This window comes from Pseudomonas synxantha BG33R (assembly GCF_000263715.2).
GTDB classification, from domain to species: domain Bacteria; phylum Pseudomonadota; class Gammaproteobacteria; order Pseudomonadales; family Pseudomonadaceae; genus Aquipseudomonas; species Aquipseudomonas synxantha_A.
Genome location: NZ_CM001514.1, coordinates 3896808 through 3921025, shown reverse-complemented (window position 1 = coordinate 3921025; position 24218 = coordinate 3896808). Strand labels below are relative to the sequence as shown.

General features: G+C 58.8%; 17 protein-coding genes and 4 tRNA genes. 14 read left to right on the top strand and 7 right to left on the bottom strand.

Going from position 1 to position 24218, the window contains the following annotated elements; all coding sequences use genetic code 11:
- Nucleotides 1–12: 12 nt before the first annotated feature.
- Nucleotides 13–1452, bottom strand: a complete 1440-nt coding sequence (gene hydA / locus PSEBG33_RS10470; protein ID WP_005789316.1) for a dihydropyrimidinase — start codon at nucleotides 1450–1452, stop codon at nucleotides 13–15.
- A 593-nt stretch (nucleotides 1453–2045) separates the two neighbouring features.
- Here hydA and PSEBG33_RS10475 point away from each other — a divergent pair.
- Together PSEBG33_RS10475 and PSEBG33_RS10480 are read left to right on the top strand one after the other, a co-directional pair.
- Complete coding sequence (locus tag PSEBG33_RS10475) at nucleotides 2046–3533, top strand: NCS1 family nucleobase:cation symporter-1 (protein WP_005789314.1); 1488 nt, start codon at nucleotides 2046–2048, stop codon at nucleotides 3531–3533.
- Nucleotides 3534–3686: 153 nt separating this feature from the next.
- Nucleotides 3687–4958 (top strand): Zn-dependent hydrolase, encoded by a 1272-nt coding sequence (locus PSEBG33_RS10480; RefSeq protein WP_005789312.1) that lies wholly within the window; start codon nucleotides 3687–3689, stop codon nucleotides 4956–4958.
- A 40-nt stretch (nucleotides 4959–4998) separates the two neighbouring features.
- On the opposite strand, the gene PSEBG33_RS10485 is transcribed toward PSEBG33_RS10480, so the two are convergent.
- From PSEBG33_RS10485 to PSEBG33_RS10495, 3 genes are read right to left on the bottom strand one after another with little or no spacing between them, the layout of a single operon-like run.
- A complete protein-coding gene (locus tag PSEBG33_RS10485; RefSeq protein WP_005789310.1) occupies nucleotides 4999–6417 on the bottom strand; it encodes an efflux transporter outer membrane subunit in 1419 nt (472 codons plus the stop codon).
- On the bottom strand, nucleotides 6401–7570 hold the full coding sequence (locus PSEBG33_RS10490; RefSeq protein WP_005789309.1) for an efflux RND transporter periplasmic adaptor subunit: 1170 nt from the start codon (nucleotides 7568–7570) through the stop codon (nucleotides 6401–6403). Before PSEBG33_RS10490 ends, PSEBG33_RS10485 begins: the two co-directional genes overlap by 17 nt.
- The gene (locus tag PSEBG33_RS10495; protein WP_005789308.1) at nucleotides 7560–10781 is read right to left on the bottom strand and encodes an efflux RND transporter permease subunit; all 3222 of its coding nucleotides are present in this window, start codon (nucleotides 10779–10781) and stop codon (nucleotides 7560–7562) included. The genes PSEBG33_RS10490 and PSEBG33_RS10495 overlap by 11 nt, the downstream gene beginning before the upstream one ends.
- A 204-nt stretch (nucleotides 10782–10985) precedes the next feature.
- On the opposite strand from PSEBG33_RS10495, the gene PSEBG33_RS10500 reads away from it, so the two are divergent.
- The gene (locus PSEBG33_RS10500) at nucleotides 10986–11396 is read left to right on the top strand and encodes a hypothetical protein (RefSeq protein WP_005789306.1); all 411 of its coding nucleotides are present in this window, start codon (nucleotides 10986–10988) and stop codon (nucleotides 11394–11396) included.
- Here the strand turns inward: PSEBG33_RS10500 and PSEBG33_RS29580 are convergent.
- On the bottom strand, nucleotides 11393–11554 hold the full coding sequence (locus PSEBG33_RS29580; RefSeq protein ID WP_005789305.1) for a hypothetical protein: 162 nt from the start codon (nucleotides 11552–11554) through the stop codon (nucleotides 11393–11395). The two genes, PSEBG33_RS10500 and PSEBG33_RS29580, sit on opposite strands and share 4 nt — an antisense overlap.
- Before the next feature lie 210 nt (nucleotides 11555–11764).
- On the opposite strand from PSEBG33_RS29580, the gene PSEBG33_RS10505 reads away from it, so the two are divergent.
- The gene (locus tag PSEBG33_RS10505; protein WP_005789303.1) at nucleotides 11765–12427 is read left to right on the top strand and encodes a peptidase C39 family protein; all 663 of its coding nucleotides are present in this window, start codon (nucleotides 11765–11767) and stop codon (nucleotides 12425–12427) included.
- 48 nt (nucleotides 12428–12475) lie between these two features.
- Here PSEBG33_RS10505 and pbpG read toward each other — a convergent pair whose 3' ends face one another.
- Both pbpG and folD read right to left on the bottom strand, forming a co-directional pair.
- The gene (gene pbpG / locus PSEBG33_RS10510) at nucleotides 12476–13399 is read right to left on the bottom strand and encodes a D-alanyl-D-alanine endopeptidase (protein ID WP_005789301.1); all 924 of its coding nucleotides are present in this window, start codon (nucleotides 13397–13399) and stop codon (nucleotides 12476–12478) included.
- 207 nt (nucleotides 13400–13606) lie between these two features.
- On the bottom strand, nucleotides 13607–14461 hold the full coding sequence (gene folD, locus PSEBG33_RS10515; protein ID WP_005789300.1) for a bifunctional methylenetetrahydrofolate dehydrogenase/methenyltetrahydrofolate cyclohydrolase FolD: 855 nt from the start codon (nucleotides 14459–14461) through the stop codon (nucleotides 13607–13609).
- Nucleotides 14462–14735: 274 nt separating this feature from the next.
- Here folD and PSEBG33_RS10520 point away from each other — a divergent pair.
- From PSEBG33_RS10520 to PSEBG33_RS10565, 10 genes are all read left to right on the top strand, one after another.
- A tRNA-Arg gene (locus PSEBG33_RS10520) sits at nucleotides 14736–14812 on the top strand.
- Nucleotides 14813–14844: 32 nt separating this feature from the next.
- Nucleotides 14845–14920: transfer RNA gene (locus tag PSEBG33_RS10525), tRNA-His, on the top strand.
- A 56-nt stretch (nucleotides 14921–14976) separates the two neighbouring features.
- Nucleotides 14977–15061: transfer RNA gene (locus PSEBG33_RS10530), tRNA-Leu, on the top strand.
- 77 nt (nucleotides 15062–15138) lie between these two features.
- A tRNA-His gene (locus PSEBG33_RS10535) sits at nucleotides 15139–15214 on the top strand.
- Nucleotides 15215–15609: 395 nt separating this feature from the next.
- On the top strand, nucleotides 15610–16920 hold the full coding sequence (gene tig, locus PSEBG33_RS10540) for a trigger factor (protein ID WP_005789298.1): 1311 nt from the start codon (nucleotides 15610–15612) through the stop codon (nucleotides 16918–16920).
- A gap of 91 nt (nucleotides 16921–17011) precedes the next feature.
- A complete protein-coding gene (gene clpP, locus PSEBG33_RS10545; RefSeq protein ID WP_005789297.1) occupies nucleotides 17012–17647 on the top strand; it encodes an ATP-dependent Clp endopeptidase proteolytic subunit ClpP in 636 nt (211 codons plus the stop codon).
- A gap of 112 nt (nucleotides 17648–17759) precedes the next feature.
- The gene (clpX, locus tag PSEBG33_RS10550) at nucleotides 17760–19043 is read left to right on the top strand and encodes an ATP-dependent Clp protease ATP-binding subunit ClpX (RefSeq protein ID WP_003238279.1); all 1284 of its coding nucleotides are present in this window, start codon (nucleotides 17760–17762) and stop codon (nucleotides 19041–19043) included.
- A 188-nt stretch (nucleotides 19044–19231) separates the two neighbouring features.
- Complete coding sequence (gene lon, locus PSEBG33_RS10555) at nucleotides 19232–21628, top strand: endopeptidase La (RefSeq protein WP_005789294.1); 2397 nt, start codon at nucleotides 19232–19234, stop codon at nucleotides 21626–21628.
- Between the two features lie 148 nt (nucleotides 21629–21776).
- Complete coding sequence (locus PSEBG33_RS10560; protein WP_003174819.1) at nucleotides 21777–22049, top strand: HU family DNA-binding protein; 273 nt, start codon at nucleotides 21777–21779, stop codon at nucleotides 22047–22049.
- A 230-nt stretch (nucleotides 22050–22279) separates the two neighbouring features.
- Nucleotides 22280–24154, top strand: a complete 1875-nt coding sequence (locus PSEBG33_RS10565) for a SurA N-terminal domain-containing protein (protein ID WP_005789288.1) — start codon at nucleotides 22280–22282, stop codon at nucleotides 24152–24154.
- Nucleotides 24155–24218 lie beyond the last annotated feature (64 nt).

The following is a 24218-nucleotide window of genomic DNA, read 5'->3' as shown; positions in this document are numbered from 1 at the left end:
CCGATCGCGGGTTCAGCGGTTCACAGCCACTGGTTTGGAAAGCGCTGCCCGCTTGCTCAGCTGCTCGAACACCGACGGATACGCCGGCCGCTCCACATACCGTCCGGCCCCTCGCTCGGCGCGCAGGTCGCCATCGGCCCAGACCAGCTTGCCCTGGCTGATGGTGTGGCTCGGCACGCCGCGCACGGTCTTGCCTTCGAAGATGTTGAAGTCGACCTGCTGGTGGTGAGTCTTGGCCGAAATGGTTCGTGTGCCTTCAGGGTCCCAGAGCACCAGGTCGGCATCCGCACCGACGCGAATCGCGCCTTTACGGGGGTAGAGGTTGAAGATTTTCGCCGTGTTGGTGGAGGTCAGCGCAACGAACGCCTGCATCGACAGGCGCCCCGTGTTGACGCCTTCGTGCCACAGCAGCGCCATGCGGTCTTCGATACCGGCGGTGCCGTTGGGGATCTTGCTGAAGTCGTCACGCCCGGCGGCTTTTTGCTCGGCGCAGAAGCAGCAGTGGTCAGTCGCGGTGGTGTGCAGGTTGCCCGATTGCAGGCCGTGCCACAGGGCCTCCTGATGCCCGCGCGGACGGAACGGCGGGCTCATGACATAGCCGGCGGCGGTCTGCCAATCCGGGTGCTGGTAGACGCTGTCGTCCAGCAGCAAGTGGCCGGCGAGTACTTCACCGTACACCGCCTGGCCCTTGCCCCGAGCGTAGGTGATTTCATCCAGCGCCTCTTTGGTCGACACATGCACCAGGTACAGCGGCGTGCCGATGGTCTCGGCAATTCGTATTGCGCGGCTGGCCGCTTCGCCTTCCACCTGGGACGGGCGCGACAGCGGATGGGCTTCCGGTCCGGTGATGCCCTGGGCCATCAGCTTGCGTTGCAGGTGATACACCAGCTCGCCGTTTTCCGCATGAACGGTAGGCACCGCGCCCAGCTCCAGGCAGCGTTCGAAGCTGGCTACCAAGGTATCGTCGGCAGCCATGATTGCGTTCTTGTAAGCCATGAAATGCTTGAAGCTGTTGATGCCGTGATGGCTGACCAGTTCGGCCATTTCCTCGCGTACCTGCTCGCTCCACCAGGTGATCGCTACATGGAAGCCATAGTCGGATGCGGACTTTTCTGCCCAGCCGCGCCACTGGTGGAAGGCTTCCATCAAGGATTGCTGCGGGTTGGGAATCACAAAGTCGATGATCGACGTGGTACCACCGGCCAGGCCCGCGGCCGTACCACTGAAAAAGTCTTCGCTGGCCACGGTGCCCATGAAGGGCAGTTGCATATGGGTGTGGGGATCGATGCCGCCCGGCATCAAGTATTGGCCGCTGCCATCGAGTATTTCAGTGCCGGCGGGAATATCCAGATCGGTGCCAATGGCCCGAATTAGACCGCCTGCGCATAACACATCGGCGCGGTAACTTTCATCATGGGTAATAACGGTTGCGCCACGGATCAACAGCGACATGTCGAGTTCCTCACAGGCTTGACCGGCTTATGCCAGTTCTAAGTGTTGTAATACTGCCGGTCGATGGAGGGTTAATTCCTGTCATCGGTGACAGGAATAGAAACTAGCCCGAGTTTTTCGATTGGGCAAGAAGATTTTTCTTAAGCTTATAATTAAATTAAGTTACTGAATTAAAAGATAAAAATAACAAAATCACCAAAATGTAGCGATCGCTCACCATTTTGACGCACTTGACAGCTTCTGTTTTTGAGCAACATTTCTTATTGCAAATCAGACGCTTGAGATATGCCTCTTGACGGCACTGAAAAATAAAAATAATTGTGTTGCACCAGATTGAGACCTGACGGTTCTGGCAACTTGCGCAATGGCTGGCCCCAATAGCGCGGCAAGTAACCCAGGCTCACTCGGAAAGCTGATAAACATCAGTACGTTATATAAGTGGTGCGGGTTCAGCAGCCGTTGTCGGCACGGTAATTGAGTGCAAAGGCAATTGGTCGGGGCCCGAGATGTCATGTTGTTTATGCGGTACTCCGGCCTCCTGTACACAGCGTGCAGGTGAGCAAAAATAATTTAAAAAAAACCGTGGAGCGGCCATGCAACAGAACAGATCGCAAGTCATCGAGCGCAACGGCCTGTACGAACTCGACGCCGGCCCCGACGTCCTCGACAGCCCTCGCTACAACCATGACATGGCACCCACCAAGGTGCATGAGCGCACCTGGAACAAATGGCACATCACCGCATTGTGGGTCGGCATGTCGATTTGCGTGCCGACCTACACCCTGGGCGGGGTACTCACCGCGTATTTCGGCTTGTCGGTGGGCGAGGCGCTGATAGCGATCCTGCTGGCCAATATCGTGGTGTTGATCCCGCTGACGCTCAACGCGTTTCCCGGCACCAAGTACGGCATCCCGTTTCCGGTGCTGTTGCGCTCGTCATTCGGCATTCTCGGTTCCAACGTGCCGTGCCTGATTCGCGCGTTGGTGGCCTGCGGCTGGTTTGGTATCCAGACGATGTTTGGCGGGTTGGCGATTCACCTGTTTCTCGGTTCGATTTTCGAGGGTTGGAAGTCGCTGGGTGGTACTGGTGAAGTGATTGGCTTCATGATTTTCTGGTGCCTGAACCTGTGGGTGGTGTTGCGCGGTGCCGAGTCGATCAAGCGCCTGGAAACCCTGTCGGCGCCGTTGTTGGTGGCGGTAGGTATCGGCCTGCTGGTGTGGGCGATGCCGAATGTGTCCCTCAGCGAGCTGATGGCGATCCCACCCAAACGCCCTGAAGGCGCAAGCCTCACCGGCTATTTCATGGCGGGTCTGACCGCGATGGTAGGCTTCTGGGCCACCTTGTCGCTGAACATTCCCGACTTCAGCCGCTACGCCAAGAGCCAGAAAGACCAGATTCTCGGGCAGATCTTCGGCCTGCCGCTGACCATGTTCCTGTTCGCCGCCCTCGGCGTGATCATGACCGCCGCCTCGGTCAAACTGGTGGGCGTCAGCGTCTCCGACCCAGTGACCCTGATCGGCCATATCCAGAGCCCGGTGTGGGTGGCAGTGGCGATGGCGCTGATCATCGTCGCCACCTTGTCCACCAACACCGCGGCGAACATCGTTTCGCCCACCAACGACTTCCAGAACATCGCGCCCAAGCTGATCAACCGTACCACCGCGGTGATCCTGACCGGGCTGGTAGGGCTGGCGCTGATGGCCCATGAGCTGCTGAAAAAGCTTGGGTTGATCGTTTCCGATGTCAGCCTGGAGACCGTCTACTCCAATTGGTTGCTCGGCTATTCGAGCCTGCTGGGCCCGATTGCCGGGATCATGGTGGTGGACTACTTCATCACCCGCAAACAGCAACTGGACCTGGCAGGACTTTACCGTGATGACGTGTACCCGGCGTGGAACTGGAGTGGTTTCATCGCCTTTGGCGTGCCGGTGGTGCTGACCCTGTTGTCGCTGGGCAGCGATGCGTTCAGTTGGTTTTACAGCTATGGCTGGTTTACCGGTTCGGCGTTGGGCGGGGTGTTGTATTACGGGCTCAATGCCAAGCGCGGTATCAACCCGGCCGTAGCCAAATCATCCTTGTGAACGCGGTCAATGTGGGAGGGGCTTGCCCCCGATGGCGGTGTATCAGTCATGCATATATCGACTCGGCCACTGCTGTCGGGAGCAAGTCCCCTCTCACATTGGATCGCGTGCCACCTGTTCCAATCATAAGAAATACAGCCTGAGGAGATCCCCATGAACGCTGCCCTCGACGTTCTGCAATCGACCCATCAGCACATCAACCGCGACCGCCTGTGGCAGTCGCTGATGGACCTGGCCAGGCTCGGCGCCACCCCCAAGGGCGGGGTGTGTCGCCTGGCCCTTACCGACCTTGACCGCAAGGCCCGCGATCTCTTCGTGCAGTGGTGCGAAGAGGCCGGCTGTACCGTGAGCATCGACGGTATCGGCAATATCTTCGCCCGCCGTCCAGGGCGCAACGCGGACCTGCCGCCGGTGATGACCGGCAGCCATATCGATACCCAGCCTACCGGCGGCAAGTTCGACGGTTGCTTCGGTGTACTGGCGGGGGTGGAAGTGTTGCGCACCCTTAACGATCTCAAGATTGAAACCGAGGCGCCGTTGGAAGTGGTGGTGTGGACCAACGAGGAAGGTTCGCGGTTTCCACCCTGCATGATGGGCTCCGGCGTGTTCGCCGAAAAATTCAGCCTGGCCGATACCCTGGCCAAGGTCGATGCGGACGGCGTCAGCGTCGGCGATGCGTTGAATGCCATCGGCTATGCCGGGACGCGCCCCGAGAGCGGGCATAAGGTTGGCGCCTATTTCGAGGCGCACATCGAGCAAGGGCCGATTCTTGAGGATGAAAAGAAAATCATCGGCGTGGTACTCGGCGCCCTCGGGCAAAAGTGGTTCGACCTCAAACTGCGCGGTGTCGAAGCCCACGCCGGCCCGACGCCGATGCACCTGCGCAAGGATGCCCTGGTGGGCGCGGCGGTGGTGGTGGCGGCGGTGAATGCGGCGGCGCTGGAGCATCAGCCGCACGCCTGTGGCACGGTGGGTTGCCTGCAAGCGTATCCAGGGTCGCGCAACGTGATTCCGGGGGAGGTACGCATGACCCTGGATTTCCGTCATTTAGAGCCAGCACGACTGGACTCGATGATTGCCCAGGTGCGCCAGGTGATTGAAGACACCTGTGCCAAACACGGGCTGAGTTACGAGATGGAACCCACCGCCGACTTCCCGCCGCTGTACTTCGACAAAGGTTGCGTCGATGCCGTGCGCGATGCGGCCAATGGCTTGGGGCTGTCGAATATGGACATTGTCAGCGGGGCAGGGCACGACGCAATCTTCGTCGCCGAGCTTGGCCCGGCGGGGATGATCTTCGTGCCGTGTGAAGGTGGCATCAGCCATAACGAAATCGAAAATGCCGCGCCGGATGATCTGGCGGCGGGGTGTGCGGTGTTGTTGCGCGCCATGGTGGCAGCCTCGGCCGCCATCGCCAGCGGTTGAAAATGTGGGAGGGGGCTTGCTCCCGATTGCGGTATTGACGTCAGGCGCCAGGTTGCCAGCCACCGCCGAGGGCGGTCAAAAGCCCCACACTTGCCACCAGCTGCCGCGTCTGTACGGCCTGCAATGTGCGCTGCGCCTGTAGCGCCGCCGTTTGTGCGGTGACCACATCCAGATAACTCACCGCCCCCGCCTGATAGCTGTTCATCGCCAACGCCTGGGTATGTTGCGCCGCCTGCGCCGCCGCCTGTTCATCCTGGGCTTGCTGCTGCAAGTCCCTCAGTTGCCCCAGGTTGTCCTCTACCTCTCGTACGGCTTGCAACACATGGCTACGGTATTGCGCCGACGCCTCTTCAAACTCGGCCTTGGCCTGGCGTTCATTGGCACTCAACCGCCCGCCATCAAAGATCGGCAGGTTCACCAGCGGCCCCAACGCCCAATAGCGATTGCCAGCTGACAGCAGATTACCGACGCCTTGCGTCTGCCCGCCTATCAACCCGGTCAGGCTGAAATCCGGATACCACGCCGCCTTGGCTACGCCGATATTTGCGTTGGCCGCAAACACCCGGCGTTCAGCCGCGGCGATGTCCGGGCGACGTTGCAGCAAGTGGCTTGGCAACTGCGATGGAATCCTTGGCAAGGCCATCAACTGCGGGCTGGGCGGCAATGAAAAGTCACTGGCCGCCACGCCCACCAACTCGCCGATTGCATGCTCGGTCAGGTTGCGTTGCCCACGCACCTCATCCCGCTGCGCCTTGGCCTCGGCCAGTTGATTTTGCGCGCGGGTCAGGTCCAGTTCCGAGGCAATCTGGCCTTCGTAGCGACTGCGCGTCAGTTGCAGCGCCTGGCTGAAATCCTCCAGCGAGCTGTCGAGTATTCGGCTCTGTGCATCCAGGCCATTGAGTTGCACATATAACGTCGTCAACTGCCGTTGCAGGCTCAGGCGCGCCACCGCCAAGTCATCGCCTGACGCTTGCGCCTGAGCGTCACCGGCCGCGACCTGATTGCGGATCTTGCCCCACAGGTCCAGGTCGTAGCTCAACGAAAACCCGGCAATGTTGCTGTTGTACACCGACGGCTGCGTTGTGCCGCGCAACGGTCTCGCGTCCGATTGCCGTTGGCGCTGCGGCTGTGCGCTGGCGCTGATTTGCGGGAACAGCCCGGCGTGCAACTGGCTGGCATACGCCTGGGAGGCATCGAAGTGCGCCAGTGCCGCAGCCAGGTCCGGGTTGCTGTTGAGCAATTGCTGCTGCAGCTTGTTCAACGTTGGATCGTTATAGAGTTGCCACCACTGGGTCACCAACTGATCGGACGGTTGCGCGCTGTGCCATGGGCCGTCGCTGGTCTGTTCGCGGTAGTGGGCGGGCAGGTCAATCGACGGCGCGGTATAGGTCGGTGCCATTGAGCAACCCTGCAACGCCAGCAGTATCAACGCCGCGAGCGGTTTAAGCCTTGGGCGCATGGGCACCTCCGGCGGCGTCGGCCAGTTGCACCGGGTCGCCTTCGCGCAAGGCATCGGGCGGGTTGTCGATGATGTGGTCGGTGGCTTTCAAACCCTGGTCGATCACCAGGCGCTCGCCCAGGTCCAGACCGATGTGGATGTCTTGCAGGTGCACATGATTCTGCCCATCCAACACCGCCACTTGCGTACCCTGGGCGCGGAAGATCAAGGCGCTGGCCGGGATGCTCACGCCGTGAGTATCGGCCGGAATCGGCAGGCTGGCTTCGGCGTAGTCGCCCGGTAGCAATTCACCGCTGGGGTTGTCGACGACGAACTGGGCGAGCAGGGTGCCGGAGCGGCGGTCGATGGCGGTGGAGTCACCGATCAGGCGCGCCTTGAAGTGTTCGCCTGGGTGCTCAGGCACCGTCAACTCGGCTTCCAGGCCCGGATGGATCACTGCCGCGTAGTTCTGCGGCACCGGCACATACAGGCGCAGTTGGTGAGTGTCGGCCAGGGTGAACAGCGCTAGATCGCTGTCGGTATCGGCTTTGATCAACTGACCGATATCGGTATGCCGCGCAGTGATGGTGCCAGCGAATGGCGCACGCAGGGTTTTGTAGCCCTCCAATGCTGACAAGCGAGCGTAGTCCGCTGCGGCAGCCTCGGCATTGGCTGTGGTCGCGGCGGCGTTCGAGGTTTTTTCATCGGCTTCCTGACGCGACACTGAATGGCTCGCCAACAGGTGTTGCCAGCGCGTGGCAGTGGTGGCTGCCAGACGTGCATTGGCCTGTTCCTGAATCAGCCGTGCGTGAGTCTGCGCCAGTTGCTGGTCGAGGTCAGGGCTGTCGATTTCGGCGAGGATTTGCCCGGCCTTGACCTGCGTGCCCATATCCACTTTCCAGTCTTTCAGATAGCCGCTGACCCGCGCATGGATCGGCGCTGTGCTCCAGGCTTCCAGGTGCGCCGGCAAGCGCAGCGTATCGCCGGCAGTGTTCTGTTGGGGTTGCAACACCATCACTTGGGGAATGGCCGCCGTTTCGGTCCAGGCAGCGACAGATCGCTCGTGCAGCGTGCGGGCGTGCAAGCCGCTGGCGACCAGCAGGGCAGCGAGGGTCAGGCCGCCGACACCCATCAGCATCAGACGCTTGCGCGAGGGTTTGTGATCAGACGACATGGGGCGTTTCTCCAGCAATTGCGCGAGTAGGGTGACGGCCGTGGACCAGGCTGAAGACCACGGGTACAAACAACAGAGTGGCGATGGTGGCGAAGATCAAACCGCCGATAACGGCGCGACCCAGCGGCGCGTTTTGCTCCTCGGACAGCGCCAGGGGCAACATGCCGATGATCATTGCCAGGGCGGTCATGCACACTGGGCGAAAGCGCGTGTAACCGGCTTCCATGGCGGCTTTCAACGCGTCGCCATGTTCGGCCAGGCGTTCACGGCAGAAGCTCACCACCAGGATCGAGTTGGCGGTGGCCACGCCCATGCACAGGATGGCGCCGGTGAGCGCCGGGACCGATAACGAGGTGCCGCTGAGGAACAGCATCCACACGATCCCCGCCAGTGCGGCCGGTAACGCCGTGATGATCACAAAGGGGTCGGCCCAGGACTGGAAGTTGACCACGATCAGCAAGTAGATCAGCACCACTGCGCCGAGCAGTCCGAAGCTCAAACCACTGAACGCCTCATGCAGCGCATCGATTTGCCCGTGCAGGCTGATGGTCGCGCCTTTGGGACGCATGGATGCAGTGTCGTCCAGCACTTTTTGCACATCACGGGCCACGCCGCCCAGGTCGCGACCTTGTACGTTGGCATACAGGTCCAGGGTCGGTTCGATGTTGTAGTGGGTGACCACCGCCGGGCTTTGTACGCGGGAGATGGTCGCCACGCCCCCGAGGATTTGCGATTGGCCATCGGCACCGGTCACCGGTAGGGCCTCCAGTGATGGCAGGCTGTCGAGACGGTACTGCGGGGTGGCGGCGACGATGGAATAGGACACGCCATTGGCCGGGTTGAGCCAGAAGGTCGGTGCCACCTGGGAGCTGCCGGCCAGGGAGGCGACCATGCTGTTGGTGACGTCTTTTTCGGTAATGCCCAAACCGTTGGCGCGCAGGCGGTCGACATCGACCTGCAAGGAGGGGTAACCGGTGGACTGCTGGATACGCAGGTCGGCAATGCCTGGTACGTGTTGCAAGCGACGTTCGAGTTCTACGGCGTAAGCGCGGTTTTCTGCATCGCTGCGCCCGGAGATTTTCACATCCAGAGGGGCCGGCGCGCCGAAGTTGAGAATCTGGCTGCTGATGTCTGCCGGCAGGAACGCAAAGTGGCTGCCGGGGAAACTTTGCGGCAAGGCTTCACGCAGTTTTTTCACGTAGTCGGCGGTGGGTGCGTGGTGCTTATTCAGGGTGACCTGGATATCGCCATCCTGAGGGCCGATGGTGCCGCTGCTGCTGTAGGCCATGTCGATACCGCTGAGCGGGATGCCGATATTGTCGACGATAGTGTCGAGTTCGTCGGCGGGGATGACCTCGCGAATGCGTGCTTCGATGCGATCGAACGCAGCGGCGCTTTCCTCGATTCGCGTGCCCAGCGGCAAGCGCACATGCAGCGCGAGGGCACCGGCATCGGTGGCCGGGAAAAAGTCCTGGCCCAGGCTTGGCAGCAACGCGAATGAGGCGATTACGCAGGCCAGGAAGCCGACAATGAAGCGCTTGCGCGCCCCCAGCGCCAACGTCAGCAAGCCATGGTAAGTGTCTCGGATATTGGAGAAGTGACGCTCAAAGCCCTGTTGGAAATTCAGCACCGATTGCAGCAGCGCATTGCGCGGTTTCGCGTGTTGCTCACCCTCATGATGGTTGATGAATTGATCTTCGGGATGATGCCCCACGCCTTGCTCCGGCGTATGCGGCTTGAGCAGGAACATCGCCAGCGTCGGCACCAGGGTGCGCGAGAGAATGAACGAACTGGCCATGGCAAAGATCACCGCCAGCGCCATTGGCCGGAACAGATAACCGGCGATGCCTTGCAGCAAAAACATCGGCACAAACACGATGCAGATGCACAGCAGCGAGACAAACGCCGGGCCGACGATTTGCGCGGCACCGTCGAGGATCGCAGTGTTCACCGCCTTGCCTTGTTCCAGGTGCCAGTTGATGTTTTCGATGGTCACTGTGGCGTCGTCCACCAGAATCCCCACCGCCAACGCCAGCCCGCCGAGAGTCATCACGTTGAGGGTTTGCCCGCTGACCGCCAGCAGCGCGATGGCCGAGAGCACTGCCAGCGGAATCGATGCGGCGATGATCAAGGTCGAGCGCCAACTGCCGAGAAACAACAGGATCATCGCACTGGTGAGCAGCGCGGCGATGATGCCTTCCTGGGCTACGCTGCCCACCGATTGCTTGACGAACACCGAGGCATCACCCAGCAGCGAGGTTTTCAGTGAAGGCGGCAGGGTTTCGTTGATGCGTGGCAGCATCTGGCGGATGCCATCGATGATCGACAGGGTAGAGATGCTGCCGTTCTTCAACGCCGGCATCAGCACCGCGCGATGGCCGTCAACGCGCACGATGTTGGTTTGCGGCGGCGAACCGTCGCGCACATGGGCGACTTGGCCGATGGTGATGATTGCGCCGTCGACTGTCTTGATCGGCAGGTCATTGAGTTCATCGATGGCCTTGGGGCTGTTGTTGAGCAGGATCGTGTATTCGTTGGAACCCAGCTTGGCGGTGCCCACCGGGATGATCTGGTTCTGCAAGGCCAGGGCATTGCCGACGTCCTGGGCCGACAAGCCCTTGGCAGCCAGGGCCTGGGGGTCGAGGTCGAGGGTGATCTGACGCTGCTTGCCGCCCATCGGCGTGGGCATGGCCAGGCCGGGCAGGGCGCTCAGGGGCAGACGGATATTGTTCTGCACCAGGTCGCGGATCCTGGCTTCCGAAAGGCTCGGGCTGGAGAAGGCCATCTGCAGGATCGGCACCGTGGAGGCGCTGTAGTTGAGGATCAGCGGCGGTGTGATGCCAGGTGGCATCTGCTTGAGCACGGTTTGCGACACCGCCGTGACCTGGGCGTTGGCGGTGCGGATATCGACGCCGGGCTGGAAGAAGATCTTGACGATGCCCATGCCGGGCAATGATTGCGATTCGATATGTTCGATATCGTTGACGGTGGTGCTCAAGGAGCGTTCATAGGTGTATATCACCCGGCCGGCCATGGCGTCCGGGGACAGGCCGTTGTACTGCCAGACCACCGCGACCACGGGTATGCCGATATCGGGAAACACATCGGTGGGCGTACGCAGGGCCGCCATGGGCCCGATGATGCAGATGAATATAGCCAACACGATAAACGTGTACGGCTTTTGCAGTGCGGTCTTTACCAGCCCGAGCATGCGTGAGTCTCCGAGAAGAGCAGGATTGCAAACCCCGGCAGTCTTGCCCGACCCACCTAACACGCACCTTTCAGCCAGGTGAAGGAAGATTTAGGTAATGGCTGAAGATCGTTTCATTTGTATTCATTTGTTCCGCAAACGCGGGCTCTTCAAGCTTGGCATCCATCGGATACGTCTTTTTTTGATGTTCTTTGGAGCCCTGCCATGTCACTGAAAACCCTGTTGTTGATACCTATGCTGAGCGTTGTTGTGTTGCTCTCGGCCTGCGCCGGCCCGCTGCCCAAGGCTGACCCGAGCCAAGCCTGGATCGGCCTGAAAGAGGAAGCGCCAAATGACCTGATGGCCGAGCGGGTTGACGGTAAACGCGTCGATGACGGGCGCTACTTTGAAGTCAGCCCCGGTGACCATCGGCTGGACGTGACCTTGTTTGAAGACGAACCCGGCGACGACAACCAGCAAGACTGCCAGGGCCGGGTGGAATACAAACACTTCAAGGCGGGTGAGCATTACACACTGGAAGAGTCGAGCCTGGGCACCACCGTGCGCGCATCCCTCAAGGACGGTCACGGCAAGGAAATCGCCGCCACCCAAGACTTCAATTGCATGCCTGGCTAGGCGTGATGGGCCGTCGCCTTGGGAGGCTTGGCGGGCGCGGCAGGTTTGACGTGGGGGTGATGATGCCGGCGAGTCACGCGCATGACCCCCCACAACATGGCCGCGGCCACTGCCAACCAGCCACAGATCAACAGAAAAATTGTCGTTGCAAGGCTCATTCGGGCCTCCTTTCGCCCACTGGGGGCACACACAGTCTTCTCAATGGACAGTCTAGCTACCTGGCGGTTGCCTGCTATTGACCAATGGTCGTGTCTGTCCAACTTGTTTGCTCTATCGCGGGTGCTTTACTGATGTGCCAGGCTATACCCGCGCTCAAGAGCATCCTATGATCAGGGCCCTCACCGCCCGTTGATCAAGAGAGTAAAACATTGCGCTTACGCTCGAACCTTAAAACATCCATCTTGCTGGCTTGTGCCCTGGGGTTAACGGCTTGTTCCAGCCAACCGTCGAAGCTGTCCGGCCTGCCGGAGCGCGTTGAACTCAACGGCGTGCCGACCTTTCGCAGCGAGGCTTATCAGAGCGGTCCTACGGCACTTGCCAGTATGCTGTCGCAACAAGGCATTGTCATGACACCGGGGTTGCTGGACAAGCCGCTGCGCCTGCCGGGTGCTGAGGCGAACCTCGAACGCAACATGCAGGTGCTGGCGCGCGAATACGGGCTGATGGTGTACCCACTGGACGCCAAGCTGACCGCGGTGCTGGCGCAGGTGGCGGCGGGTTACCCGGTGATGGCGCGAATCAATTCCAGCTTCTGGTCCGGAGCGCGCTATGTAGTCGTCGTGGGCTTTAACCAGCAGGAAAGCACGGTATTGTTGCGCTCAGGCAAGGAGCGCCGATTGATCATGAGCTTCAGTGACTTTGAGTCGGCATGGAAGAGCGCGGGCCACTGGGCCATCCTGACTCAACGCCCGAGCCAATTGCCGGCTAATGTGGATGCGCAGCGCTGGCACGATTCGGCGAACTCAACGGCCCAGGCCGGGCAAGAAGGGGCGGCGGCCCAAGCGCTAAAGGTCCTTGGGGAACGCAAGTAACAAATATGGGAGGGGGGCCTCCCACATCGGATTTCTGGTGGGAGTGAGTTAGCGGCGCACTTCTACCGCATTCCCCCGATTCTTCAGATTCTTGTCAGCCTTGTAGCGCAACGCCACATCCGGCACCGGGCCGCCCTTGCCGGTCTCGACCCAGCTGCGAATACGGCTGGCATCGGCAAAATGGGTGAACTTGCCAAAGGCATCCAGGATCACCAGCGAAACCGGGCGGTTGCCCATGCTTGTGACCAGCACCAGGCAATGCCCCGCCTGGTTGGTGAAGCCGGTCTTGGTCAACTTGATATCCCAGTTGGCGCGGTTGATCAGGTGGTCGGTGTTGGAGAAACCCAGGGTGTAGTTGGGCTTGCGAAACGCCACGGTCTTTTCCTTGGTGGTGCTCAACTGGCTCAACATCGGGAATTTACGCGCGTACGCCAGCAGCTTGCTCAGGTCGCGAGCGGTCGAGACGTTATGGATCGACAGGCCGGTAGGCTCCACATAGTGGGTGCTGGTCATCCCCAGGGACTTGGCCTTGGCGTTCATCGCCGCAATGAATGCCGCGTAGCCACCCGGATAGTGGTGGGCCAGGCTCGCCGCGGCGCGGTTTTCCGAGGACATCAGCGCAATCAGCAGCATTTCCTTGCGCGGCATCTGGCTGCCGATTTTTACCCGGGAGAACACGCCTTTCATCTCTGGCGTGTCGGTGATGTTGATGTCGATGTACTCATCCATGTTCTGCTTGGCTTCCAGCACGATCAGGCCGGTCATCAGCTTGCTCACTGACGCGATGGGGACTACTACGTCGGGATTGCTGGAATAAATGACTTTGTTGGTTTGCAAGTCCACCAGCATGGCGCTGCCGGAGGCGATTTGCAGTTTGGAGGCGTCACGCGGGGCCAGGGTGGATTCGGCGGCGTGGGCGAAGGTGCCTGTCAAAGCGAAAAACAGGCCGACAATAGAGAGACGAATTTTCACGCGGATGAACTCGCTAAAAAGTAAGGAAATACCGTTCGGGAACGGGCTTTATGAAAAATGACGTTACATTCTAGGAGTATGGATCAGAAACTGTCGAATGTTCTTCCAGAACCGAATGAAAGTGCTTAAAAACTAAGAAAAAACAGTTTTTTCTCAGGCAATAAAAAGCCCCGCGCTAAGGCAGGGCTTTTTCATTACGCCTGGTTATTAACCGTGCAGGGTTTCTGCAGCGTAAAGGGTATTTTCCAACAGGCAGGCGCGGGTCATCGGGCCGACACCACCTGGCACTGGCGTGATCCAGCCGGCGCGGGGCAGGGCAGTGTCGTAGACGACGTCGCCGACCAGCTTGCCGTCATCCTGGCGGTTGATGCCCACGTCAATGACGATGGCGCCTTCCTTGATCCATTCACCTTTGACCAAACCGGGCTTGCCAGCAGCGACCACCACCAGGTCGGCGCGGCCAACGTGGCCGGCCAGGTCCTTGGTGAAGCGGTGGGTGACGGTCACGGTGCAGCCGGCCAGCAGCAGTTCCATGGCCATCGGGCGACCGACGATATTGGAGGCGCCTACCACGACTGCGTCGAGGCCATAAAGATCGACCCCGGTGCTTTCCAGCAAGGTCATGATGCCTTTGGGTGTGCATGGACGCAGCAGCGGGATACGTTGCGCCAGGCGGCCGACGTTATAAGGGTGGAACCCGTCGACGTCTTTGTCCGGGCGGATGCGTTCCAGCAGCTTGGAGGCGTCCAGGTGCTCGGGCAGTGGCAACTGCAGCAGGATGCCGTCCATCTCCGGATCATCGTTGAGGCGGTCAATCAGGTCGGTCAGGGCCTGTTGAGTGGTGTCCGAAGGCAAGTCGTAGGCTTTGGAAATAAAGCCGACCTCTTCACAGTCTTTACGCTTGTGCGAGACATAAACCTGAGAGGCAGGATCGCTGCCGACCAGGATCACCGCGAGGCCAGGCGTGCGCAGGCCTTGCTGGCGACGCTCGGTGACGCGTTTGGCGATCTGCTGGCGCAGGCTGGCGGCGATTGATTTGCCGTCGATAAGTTGTGCAGTCATTACGCGTGATTAACCATCGAGAGGGGGAAGAAAAGTGCGCGCATTCTCGCACGCCAGGGCGCGAGGGCAAAGGCGCTTGGTCTGCAAATTGCCCTAAGCCCTTAAATAAAATCAGTTTTTTTTAAAAAAGATTTGACGGGTATCAGGACGCTCTATACTATTCGTCGCACTTGTCGGGCACAGCCTAGCACTGGTTAGAAGGTCGAGCAGAATTGTTGTCCTGCAAGGCTGGAAACACTTAGTTTGTAATCCTCCAAGAGTACAGATTAATCAGGCGCCCGTAGCTCAGCTGGATAGAGCATCCGCCTTCTAAGCGGATGGTCGCAGGTTCGAGTCCTGCCGGGTGCGCCATTAGGCAGCTTTGGCACAAGTAGCGCTATATGGTGGGCGTAGCTCAGTTGGTAGAGCACGGGATTGTGACTCCCGTTGTCGAGGGTTCGATCCCCTTCGTCCACCCCATATTTTGAAAGGCGCCAGATTAATCGTCTGGCGCCTTTGCTTTAAGAGCTTCAAGCGCGGATGTGGTGGAATTGGTAGACACACTGGATTTAGGTTCCAGCGCCGCGAGGCGTAAGAGTTCGAGTCTCTTCATCCGCACCAATTAAAGCTTTGCTGTGCCGTCAGGCGGGGTAAAGCTCAACAAAGAAGTAGTTTGGTTTCTTTGTTAACGCAATATGGTGGGCGTAGCTCAGTTGGTAGAGCACGGGATTGTGACTCCCGTTGTCGAGGGTTCGATCCCCTTCGTCCACCCCATATTCGAAAGGCGCCAGATTTAACAGTCTGGCGCCTTTTTTGGTTTTAGCGGTTCGTATATCCGGCAGCTGCAGGTGCAAGGTCGAAAGGGTGGGGTGTTTCATCGTATTTGTGTGTCTCGATGATGCCGCGCTGCCCGCAGGCCCTGTGCGCGGGGTCGGGCGTCAGGGAAATGACTGGTTTCTTCTATATAGAAGAGGCGGCGCAGAGCCCTGGCGCAGTTGGCTGTATTTGTCACCGGGGCGAGGTGCATCCGTGCCTTCGTACCGATAAATTGCCGGCTGTTTTCCGCTGTATTTTCAGTAGGGTGACTTCTTGAGTTTGACCCACTAGAATGCATGCCCTTGATTGGGGTCGGAAATGGCCGGCTAACGTCTGTGCAACGAGGAATATCCATGCAAGTTTCTGTTGAAAATACTACTGCTCTCGAGCGCCGCCTGAGCATCACCGTGCCGGCAGAGCGTATCGAGACTGCGGTCAACAAGCGTCTGCAGCAGACTGCCCAGAAGGCCAAGATCGCTGGTTTCCGTCCAGGCAAAGTGCCGATGAGCGAAATCAAGCGTCGTTTTGGTGCCGATGCGCGCCAGGAAGCTGTAGGTGACGTGATCCAGGCTTCCTTCTACGAAGCCGTTGTCGAGCAAAAGCTGAACCCGGCTGGCTCGCCTTCGATCGAGCCCAAGTCCCTGGAAGCTGGCAAGGACCTGGAATACGTTGCCGTATTCGAAGTGTTCCCGGAATTCGAAGTGGCTGGTTTCGACGGTATCGAAATCGAGCGTCTGAGCGCCGAAGTGGCTGATTCGGACCTGGACAACATGCTGGAAATCCTGCGCAAGCAGAACACCCGTTTTGAAGTGGCCGAGCGTGCTGCCCAGAACGAAGACCAGTTGAACATCGATTTCGTTGGCAAGGTTGACGGCGAAGTGTTCGCTGGCGGCTCCGCCAAGGGCACTCAGCTGGTGCTGGGTTCCAACCGCATGATCCCTGGCTTCGAAGACGGTCTGGTTGGCGCCAAAGCCGGCGAAGAGCGCGTTCTGAACCTGGAATTTCCAGCGGACTACCAGAACCTGGACCTGGCCGGCAAGGCCGCCGAGTTCACCGTTACCGTCAACAGCGTTTCCGAGCCTAAGCTGCCAGAGCTGAACGAAGAGTTCTTCGCTCAATTCGGTATCAAGGAAACCGGCATCGAAGGTTTCCGCACCGAAGTTCGCAAGAACATGGAGCGTGAGCTGCGCCAGGCCATCAAGTCCAAGGTCAAGAACCAGGTCATGGACGGTCTGCTGGCCGCCAACCCGATCGAAGTGCCAAAGGCCCTGCTGTCCAACGAAGTGGATCGCCTGCGCGTACAAGCTGTTCAGCAGTTTGGTGGCAACATCAAGCCTGACCAGCTGCCAGCCGAGCTGTTCGAAGAGCAAGCCAAGCGCCGCGTTGTGCTGGGCCTGATCGTGGCTGAAGTGGTCAAGCAGTTCGACCTCAAGCCTGACGAAGACCGCGTTCGCGAAATGATCCAGGAAATGGCTTCGGCCTACCAGGAGCCTGAGCAGGTCGTGGCTTGGTACTACAAGAATGACCAGCAGCTGAACGAAGTACGTTCGGTTGTGCTTGAAGAACAAGTTGTGGATACTGTTCTGCAGAAGGCTAAGGTGACCGATAAAGCGGTCTCTTACGAAGAAGCAGTCAAACCGGCGGAAGCAGCACAAGCCGACTGATTGTCCAACTCGTTGGAAATTCAACCATAAGCCAGCCTCGCGCTGGCTTATGCGTTTTCAAGACATGACTATTTGGGAGTAACTGCAGAGCATGTTCCGTAATTCCTATATTCAGCAGAACTCTGATATCCAGGCCGCAGGCGGCCTGGTCCCGATGGTTGTCGAGCAGTCCGCTCGTGGCGAACGCGCCTACGACATCTACTCGCGCCTGCTCAAGGAGCGAGTGATCTTTCTGGTTGGCCCGGTAGAGGACTACATGGCTAACCTGATCTGTGCGCAATTGCTGTTCCTTGAAGCGGAAAACCCGGACAAGGACATCCATCTCTACATCAACTCGCCAGGTGGTTCGGTGACCGCAGGGATGTCGATCTACGACACCATGCAATTCATCAAGCCAAACGTGTCGACTACCTGCATCGGCCAGGCTTGCAGCATGGGCGCGTTCCTGCTGACAGCAGGTGCCGAAGGCAAGCGTTTCTGCCTGCCGAACTCACGCGTGATGATTCACCAGCCACTGGGCGGTTTCCAGGGCCAGGCATCGGACATTGAAATCCATGCCAAGGAAATCCTCTTCATTCGTGAGCGTCTGAACACGCTGATGGCCAAGCACAGCGGGCACACACTGGAAGAAATCGAGCGCGACACCAACCGGGACAATTTCATGAGCGCAGAAGCCGCCCGTGAATACGGGTTGATCGACGCAGTGATCGAAAAGCGCCCCGCTTAATATAAGCCGCTCAAAATAGGGCTGGTCGGCATGTCCGACCACTGGCGGGCTTGAAAAAGCCCGCATAAGCCTTCATCTTGTGTTGCAAGCCTATCGGATTTGGATCGAACGAATGACTGACACCCGCAACGGCGAGGACAACGGCAAGCTGCTCTATTGCTCCTTCTGTGGCAAAAGCCAGCATGAAGTACGCAAATTGATTGCCGGCCCCTCGGTGTTTATCTGCGACGAATGCGTCGACCTGTGCAATGACATCATCCGCGAGGAGGTGCAGGAAGCCCAGGCCGAGAGCAGTGCGCACAAACTCCCATCGCCTAAAGAAATCAGCGGCATCCTGGACCAATACGTCATTGGCCAGGAGCGTGCAAAGAAGGTTCTGGCCGTAGCGGTGTACAACCACTACAAGCGCCTGAACCAGCGTGACAAGAAAGGCGACGAGGTCGAACTCGGCAAGAGCAACATCCTGCTGATCGGTCCTACAGGCTCGGGTAAAACCTTGCTTGCGGAAACCCTCGCTCGCCTGCTGAACGTTCCGTTCACCATCGCCGACGCCACCACTCTCACCGAGGCTGGCTATGTGGGCGAAGATGTCGAGAACATCATTCAGAAACTGCTGCAGAAGTGCGACTACGACGTAGAGAAGGCCCAGATGGGTATTGTTTACATCGACGAAATCGACAAGATTTCGCGCAAGTCTGACAACCCGTCGATCACTCGGGATGTTTCCGGTGAAGGCGTGCAGCAGGCACTGTTGAAACTGATCGAAGGCACGGTTGCTTCCGTACCGCCACAGGGCGGCCGCAAGCACCCGCAGCAGGAATTCCTTCAGGTTGATACGCGCAACATCCTGTTCATTTGTGGTGGCGCATTCTCCGGCCTGGAGAAGGTTATCCAGCAGCGCTCCACCCGTGGCGGCATTGGTTTCAGTGCGGAAGTGCGCAGTAAGGAAGAAGGCAAGAAGGTGGGCGAGTCCCTGCGTGAAGTCGAGCCTGACGATCTGGTCAAGTTTGGTCTGATCCCGGAATTCGTTGGCCGCTTGCCGGTCCTGGCGACATTGGACGAATTGGATGAGGCGGCTTTGATTCAGATCCTCACCGAGCCCAAGAACGCCCTGACCAAGCAATACGCCAAGTTGTTCGAGATGGAAGGCGTGGACCTCGAGTTCCGTACCGACGCGCTCAAATCGGTGGCCAAGCGGGCACTGGAGCGCAAGACCGGTGCACGTGGCCTGCGTTCGATCCTCGAAGGCGTGTTGCTCGACACCATGTACGAAATCCCCTCGCAGTCTGAGGTGAGCAAAGTGGTGATCGACGAAAGCGTTATCGAAGGCAAGTCCAAGCCACTGTATATCTACGAAAACAGTGAGCCGACGGCCAAGGCTGCGCCAGACGCGTAAGCGTTCAGCAGTTGCGGTACAAGCAAGGGGCCTTTAGGGGCCCCTTGTTTTTTGGGGCGTTTTCTTGGTGCGGTGGTTAAATTCGCGTGTATTCATGCGTTTAACTACTGGCATTGAGCTTGTTTTTTTTGCATGTAACCCCCATCTTGGTTTCATGCTTACTTATCAACTGTCATAGAGGCGAAATCATGAAGACAACCATCGAATTGCCTCTCCTGCCGTTGCGTGATGTCGTCGTCTATCCGCACATGGTTATCCCGCTGTTCGTGGGGCGCGAGAAGTCTATCGAAGCCCTCGAGGCTGCGATGACGGGCGACAAGCAGATCCTGCTGTTGGCCCAGAAGAATCCTGCTGATGATGATCCGGGTGAAGATGCCCTGTATCGCGTCGGCACCATTGCCACTGTGCTGCAATTGCTCAAGCTGCCTGATGGCACCGTCAAGGTGCTGGTGGAAGGCGAGCAGCGCGGTGCCGTAGAGCGTTTCATGGAGGTGGACGGGCACCTGCGCGCCGAAGTGGCACTGATCGAAGAAGTCGAAGCTGCAGAGCGCGAATCCGAAGTGTTTGTGCGCAGCCTGCTCTCGCAGTTCGAGCAGTATGTGCAGTTGGGCAAGAAAGTCCCGGCTGAAGTGCTGTCTTCCCTCAGCAGCATTGATGAACCAAGCCGCCTGGTTGATACCATGGCCGCGCACATGGCGCTGAAAATCGAGCAGAAGCAGGACATCCTCGAAATCATCGACCTGTCGGCCCGTGTCGAGCACGTGTTGGCGCTGCTGGACGGCGAAATCGACCTGTTGCAGGTAGAAAAACGCATCCGCGGTCGGGTGAAGAAGCAAATGGAGCGCAGCCAGCGCGAGTACTACCTGAATGAGCAGATGAAGGCCATTCAGAAGGAGCTCGGCGACGGCGAGGAAGGCCACAACGAAATCGAAGAGCTGAAAAAGCGCATTGATGCCGCTGGCCTGCCCAAAGATGCCTTGACCAAGGCCACCGCCGAGCTGAACAAGCTCAAGCAGATGTCGCCAATGTCGGCCGAAGCCACCGTGGTGCGTTCCTACATCGATTGGCTGGTGCAGGTGCCGTGGAAGGCCCAGACCAAGGTACGCCTGGATCTGGCTCGCGCCGAAGAAGTCCTCGATGCCGACCACTATGGTCTTGAGGAAGTCAAAGAGCGCATCCTCGAATACCTTGCCGTGCAAAAGCGCGTGAAAAAGATTCGTGGTCCGGTGTTGTGCCTGGTCGGCCCTCCGGGTGTGGGTAAAACCTCCCTGGCCGAGTCGATTGCCAGTGCCACCAACCGCAAGTTTGTGCGCATGGCCTTGGGTGGTGTGCGTGACGAGGCGGAAATCCGTGGTCATCGCCGTACCTACATCGGTTCGATGCCAGGAAGATTGATTCAAAAGATGACAAAAGTGGGCGTGCGCAACCCACTGTTCCTGCTCGATGAAATCGACAAAATGGGCAGCGATATGCGTGGCGATCCTGCCTCGGCGCTGCTTGAGGTGCTCGATCCGGAGCAGAATCACAACTTCAACGACCATTACCTGGAAGTCGACTACGACTTGTCTGATGTAATGTTCCTGTGCACCTCCAATTCCATGAACATTCCGCCAGCCTTGCTGGACCGGATGGAGGTGATTCGTCTGCCGGGTTACACCGAAGACGAGAAGATCAATATCGCCGTCAAATACCTCGCGCCCAAGCAGATTTCGGCCAACGGCCTGAAGAAGGGCGAGATCGAGTTTGAGGTCGAGGCGATCCGCGACATCGTGCGTTACTACACCCGCGAGGCCGGTGTACGGGGCCTTGAGCGCCAGATCGCGAAGATCTGCCGCAAGGCGGTAAAAGAACACGCACTGGAAAAACGTTTCTCTGTGAAGGTAGTTGCCGACTCCCTGGAACACTTCCTGGGTGTGAAGAAATTCCGCTACGGCCTGGCCGAGCAGCAGGATCAGGTCGGGCAGGTGACTGGCCTGGCGTGGACTCAGGTGGGTGGCGAATTGCTCACCATTGAAGCTGCGGTGATTCCCGGCAAAGGCCAGTTGATCAAGACCGGCTCTCTGGGTGACGTGATGGTCGAATCCATCACGGCCGCGCAGACCGTGGTGCGCAGTCGTGCCCGCAGCCTGGGCATCCCGCTGGACTTCCATGAGAAGCACGACACCCATATCCATATGCCGGAAGGGGCGACCCCGAAAGACGGCCCTAGCGCGGGCGTAGGCATGTGCACGGCCCTGGTGTCGGCATTGACTGGCATCCCTGTGCGCGCTGACGTCGCAATGACCGGGGAAATTACCCTGCGTGGTCAGGTATTGGCCATCGGTGGTCTGAAAGAGAAATTGCTGGCGGCTCACCGGGGCGGAATCAAGACGGTGATCATTCCGGAAGAGAATGTTCGCGACTTGAAGGAAATTCCTGACAACATCAAGCAGGATCTTCAGATTAAACCGGTTAAATGGATTGACGAGGTCCTGCAAATTGCGCTGCAATACGCGCCGGAACCCTTGCCGGATGTAGCTCCGGAGATAGTCGCGAAGGACGAAAAACGCGAGTCAGATTCCAAGGAAAGAATTAGCACGCATTAATGTGTTAAAGCCTGGGGGCTTCCTTGACAGCTTTTTAGAGCCCTTGTTATAAAGCGGCTCTTAAGTGTCTGTAGGCCACCCAGCACTGGTTTTTGCTTTTACCAAAAAACTTAGAATCATACTCAATAGATATATAAGGGGACTTAGAGTGAACAAGTCGGAACTGATTGATGCTATCGCCGCATCCGCTGATATCCCGAAAGCTGCTGCTGGCCGTGCGCTGGACGCAGTAATCGAATCCGTCACTGGCGCTCTGAAGGCCGGCGACTCCGTGGTACTGGTAGGCTTCGGTACTTTCTCTGTGACTGACCGCCCAGCTCGCACTGGCCGTAACCCACAGACTGGCAAAGCACTGCAAATCGCTGCTGCCAAGAAACCAGGTTTCAAAGCCGGTAAAGCCCTGAAAGAAGCCGTTAACTAAGCTTCGATCTAGCCTTTGCTTACCCGGGTCGGACACACGTCCGACCTGGCAGCGGAGCGGTAGCGGCCCAGGTATCCATCGGGTCGCCACGCCGGGGGTGAGAGTTCAAACCCCCGTCCGCTCCGCCAGTTACGAGAAGGCGCATCCTCGGATGCGCCTTTCTTCTATCCGGACTCTACCCACGCTCCACGGTTGCCTATTTTTGAAGTTCAACCGTTTCTGGGGGACGCATGCTGCAAAATATCAGGGACAATTCACAAGGCTGGATTGCCAAGACCATTATCGGGATCATCGTCGCATTGATGGCGTTCACCGGTATCGAAGCCATTTTCCAGGCTTCGGGTAATAACGCGCAGGACGTGGCCAAGGTCAACGGTGAACAGATCACCCAGACTGAACTGAGCCAGGCCGTCGACATGCAACGTCGCCAGCTGATGCAACAGTTGGGCAAGGATTTCGACGCTTCGCTGCTGGACGAAAAACTGCTGCGCGACGCGGCCCTCAAGGGCCTGATCGACCGCAAGCTGCTGCTGCAAGGCGCTGCTGATGCCAAGTTCGGTTTCTCGGAAGCCGCTTTGGACCAGGTGATCCTGCAGACGCCGGAATTCCAGGTGGATGGCAAGTTCAATGCCGAACGTTTTGACCAGGTGATCCGTCAACTGGGCTATAGCCGTATGCAATTTCGTCAGATGCTGACCCAGGAAATGCTGATCGGCCAGGTTCGCGCAGGTATCGCCGGCAGCGGTTTCGTCACCGATGCCGAGGTGCTGGCGTTCGCCCGTCTGGAAAAACAGACCCGCGATTTCGCCACCGTCAACATCAAGGCAGACCCGGCAGCGGTGAAGCTCACCGATGATGAGGTCAAGGCTTACTACGATCAGCACGCCAAAGAGTTCATGACCCCGGACCAGGTGGTCATCGACTATCTGGAATTGAAGAAGTCCTCCTTCTTCGACCAGGTCACCGTCAAGGACGATGAACTGCAGGCTGCCTACGAGAAGGAAACTGCCAACCTCGCTGAACAGCGTCGTGCCGCGCACATCCTGATCGAAGTCAACGATAAGGTCACCGAGGCGCAAGCCAAGGCCAAGATCGAAGAAGTCCAGGCACGCCTGGCCAAAGGCGAGAAGTTCGAAGCCCTGGCCAAGGAGTTCTCCCAGGATCCAGGTTCGGCCAACAATGGCGGTGACCTGGGCTTTGCCGGCCCTGGCGTCTACGATCCGGACTTCGAAACGGCCCTGTACGGCTTGAAGCAAGACCAGGTATCGGCGCCGGTGCGCAGTGCCTTCGGTTGGCACTTGATCAAGTTGCTGGGCGTTGAAGCACCTGAGGTGCCATCGTTTGCCAGCCTGAAAGACAAGCTGACCCGCGAGCTCAAGACCCAACAGGTTGAACAGCGGTTTGTCGAAGCGACCAAGCAATTGGAAGATGCGGCATTCGAAGCGTCCGACCTGGCTCAGCCGGCATCTGACCTGAAGCTGACCGTCCACACCTCGGCGCCGTTTGGCCGTGAAGGTGGCGAAGGCGTTGCAGCCAACCGTGCCGTGGTGACTGCGGCATTCAGCCCGGAAGTGCTGGATGAAGGTGCCAACAGCAGCGCCATCGAGCTGGACCCGGAAACCATCATCGTGTTGCGTGCCAAAGAGCATCTCAAGCCGGCTCAACTGCCGCTTGAGAGCGTCGCTGCAGCGATTCGCACCCAGATGACCAAGGAGCGTGCGAGCGCTGCCGCCAAAGCCCATGCCGACGAGTTGATCGCCAGCCTGCGTGACGGCAAAACCGCGCTGGACCAGCCGATTGACGGTCAGGCCTGGAAGGTGACTGAAGCGGCGACCCGCGCTCAGGAGTCCATCGACCCAGCCGTGCTGCAAGCCCTGTTCCGCATGCCCAAGCCTGCGGCCAAGGACAAGCCGACCTTCACCACCGTGACGCTGCGCGATGGCAGCCTGGTGATTGTGCGCTTGAACGGCGTCAACGAAGCGGCAGCCCCTACGGACGAAGAAAAGGCGCAATACCGCCGCTTCCTCGCTTCCCGTATCGGTCAGCAGGACTTCGCGGCGTTCCGCAAGCAGCTGGAAACCCAGGCAGACATCAAGAAGTACTGATGCCGGCTTGAATAAAAAAGACCCCGTCCTGAAAAGGCCGGGGTCTTTTTTTGCCCTTGATAAA

What these genes read in the sequence shown, in the direction of transcription:
- hydA (WP_005789316.1), bottom strand. Translation starts at nt 1,452, where the DNA reads ATGTCGCTGTTGATCCGTGGCGCAACCGTTATTACCCATGATGAAAGT.
- PSEBG33_RS10475 (WP_005789314.1), top strand. Translation starts at nt 2,046, where the DNA reads ATGCAACAGAACAGATCGCAAGTCATCGAGCGCAACGGCCTGTACGAA.
- PSEBG33_RS10480 (WP_005789312.1), top strand. Translation starts at nt 3,687, where the DNA reads ATGAACGCTGCCCTCGACGTTCTGCAATCGACCCATCAGCACATCAAC.
- PSEBG33_RS10485 (WP_005789310.1), bottom strand. Translation starts at nt 6,417, where the DNA reads ATGCGCCCAAGGCTTAAACCGCTCGCGGCGTTGATACTGCTGGCGTTG.
- PSEBG33_RS10490 (WP_005789309.1), bottom strand. Translation starts at nt 7,570, where the DNA reads ATGTCGTCTGATCACAAACCCTCGCGCAAGCGTCTGATGCTGATGGGT.
- PSEBG33_RS10495 (WP_005789308.1), bottom strand. Translation starts at nt 10,781, where the DNA reads ATGCTCGGGCTGGTAAAGACCGCACTGCAAAAGCCGTACACGTTTATC.
- PSEBG33_RS10500 (WP_005789306.1), top strand. Translation starts at nt 10,986, where the DNA reads ATGTCACTGAAAACCCTGTTGTTGATACCTATGCTGAGCGTTGTTGTG.
- PSEBG33_RS29580 (WP_005789305.1), bottom strand. Translation starts at nt 11,554, where the DNA reads ATGAGCCTTGCAACGACAATTTTTCTGTTGATCTGTGGCTGGTTGGCA.
- folD (WP_005789300.1), bottom strand. Translation starts at nt 14,461, where the DNA reads ATGACTGCACAACTTATCGACGGCAAATCAATCGCCGCCAGCCTGCGC.
- tig (WP_005789298.1), top strand. Translation starts at nt 15,610, where the DNA reads ATGCAAGTTTCTGTTGAAAATACTACTGCTCTCGAGCGCCGCCTGAGC.
- clpP (WP_005789297.1), top strand. Translation starts at nt 17,012, where the DNA reads ATGTTCCGTAATTCCTATATTCAGCAGAACTCTGATATCCAGGCCGCA.
- clpX (WP_003238279.1), top strand. Translation starts at nt 17,760, where the DNA reads ATGACTGACACCCGCAACGGCGAGGACAACGGCAAGCTGCTCTATTGC.
- lon (WP_005789294.1), top strand. Translation starts at nt 19,232, where the DNA reads ATGAAGACAACCATCGAATTGCCTCTCCTGCCGTTGCGTGATGTCGTC.
- PSEBG33_RS10565 (WP_005789288.1), top strand. Translation starts at nt 22,280, where the DNA reads ATGCTGCAAAATATCAGGGACAATTCACAAGGCTGGATTGCCAAGACC.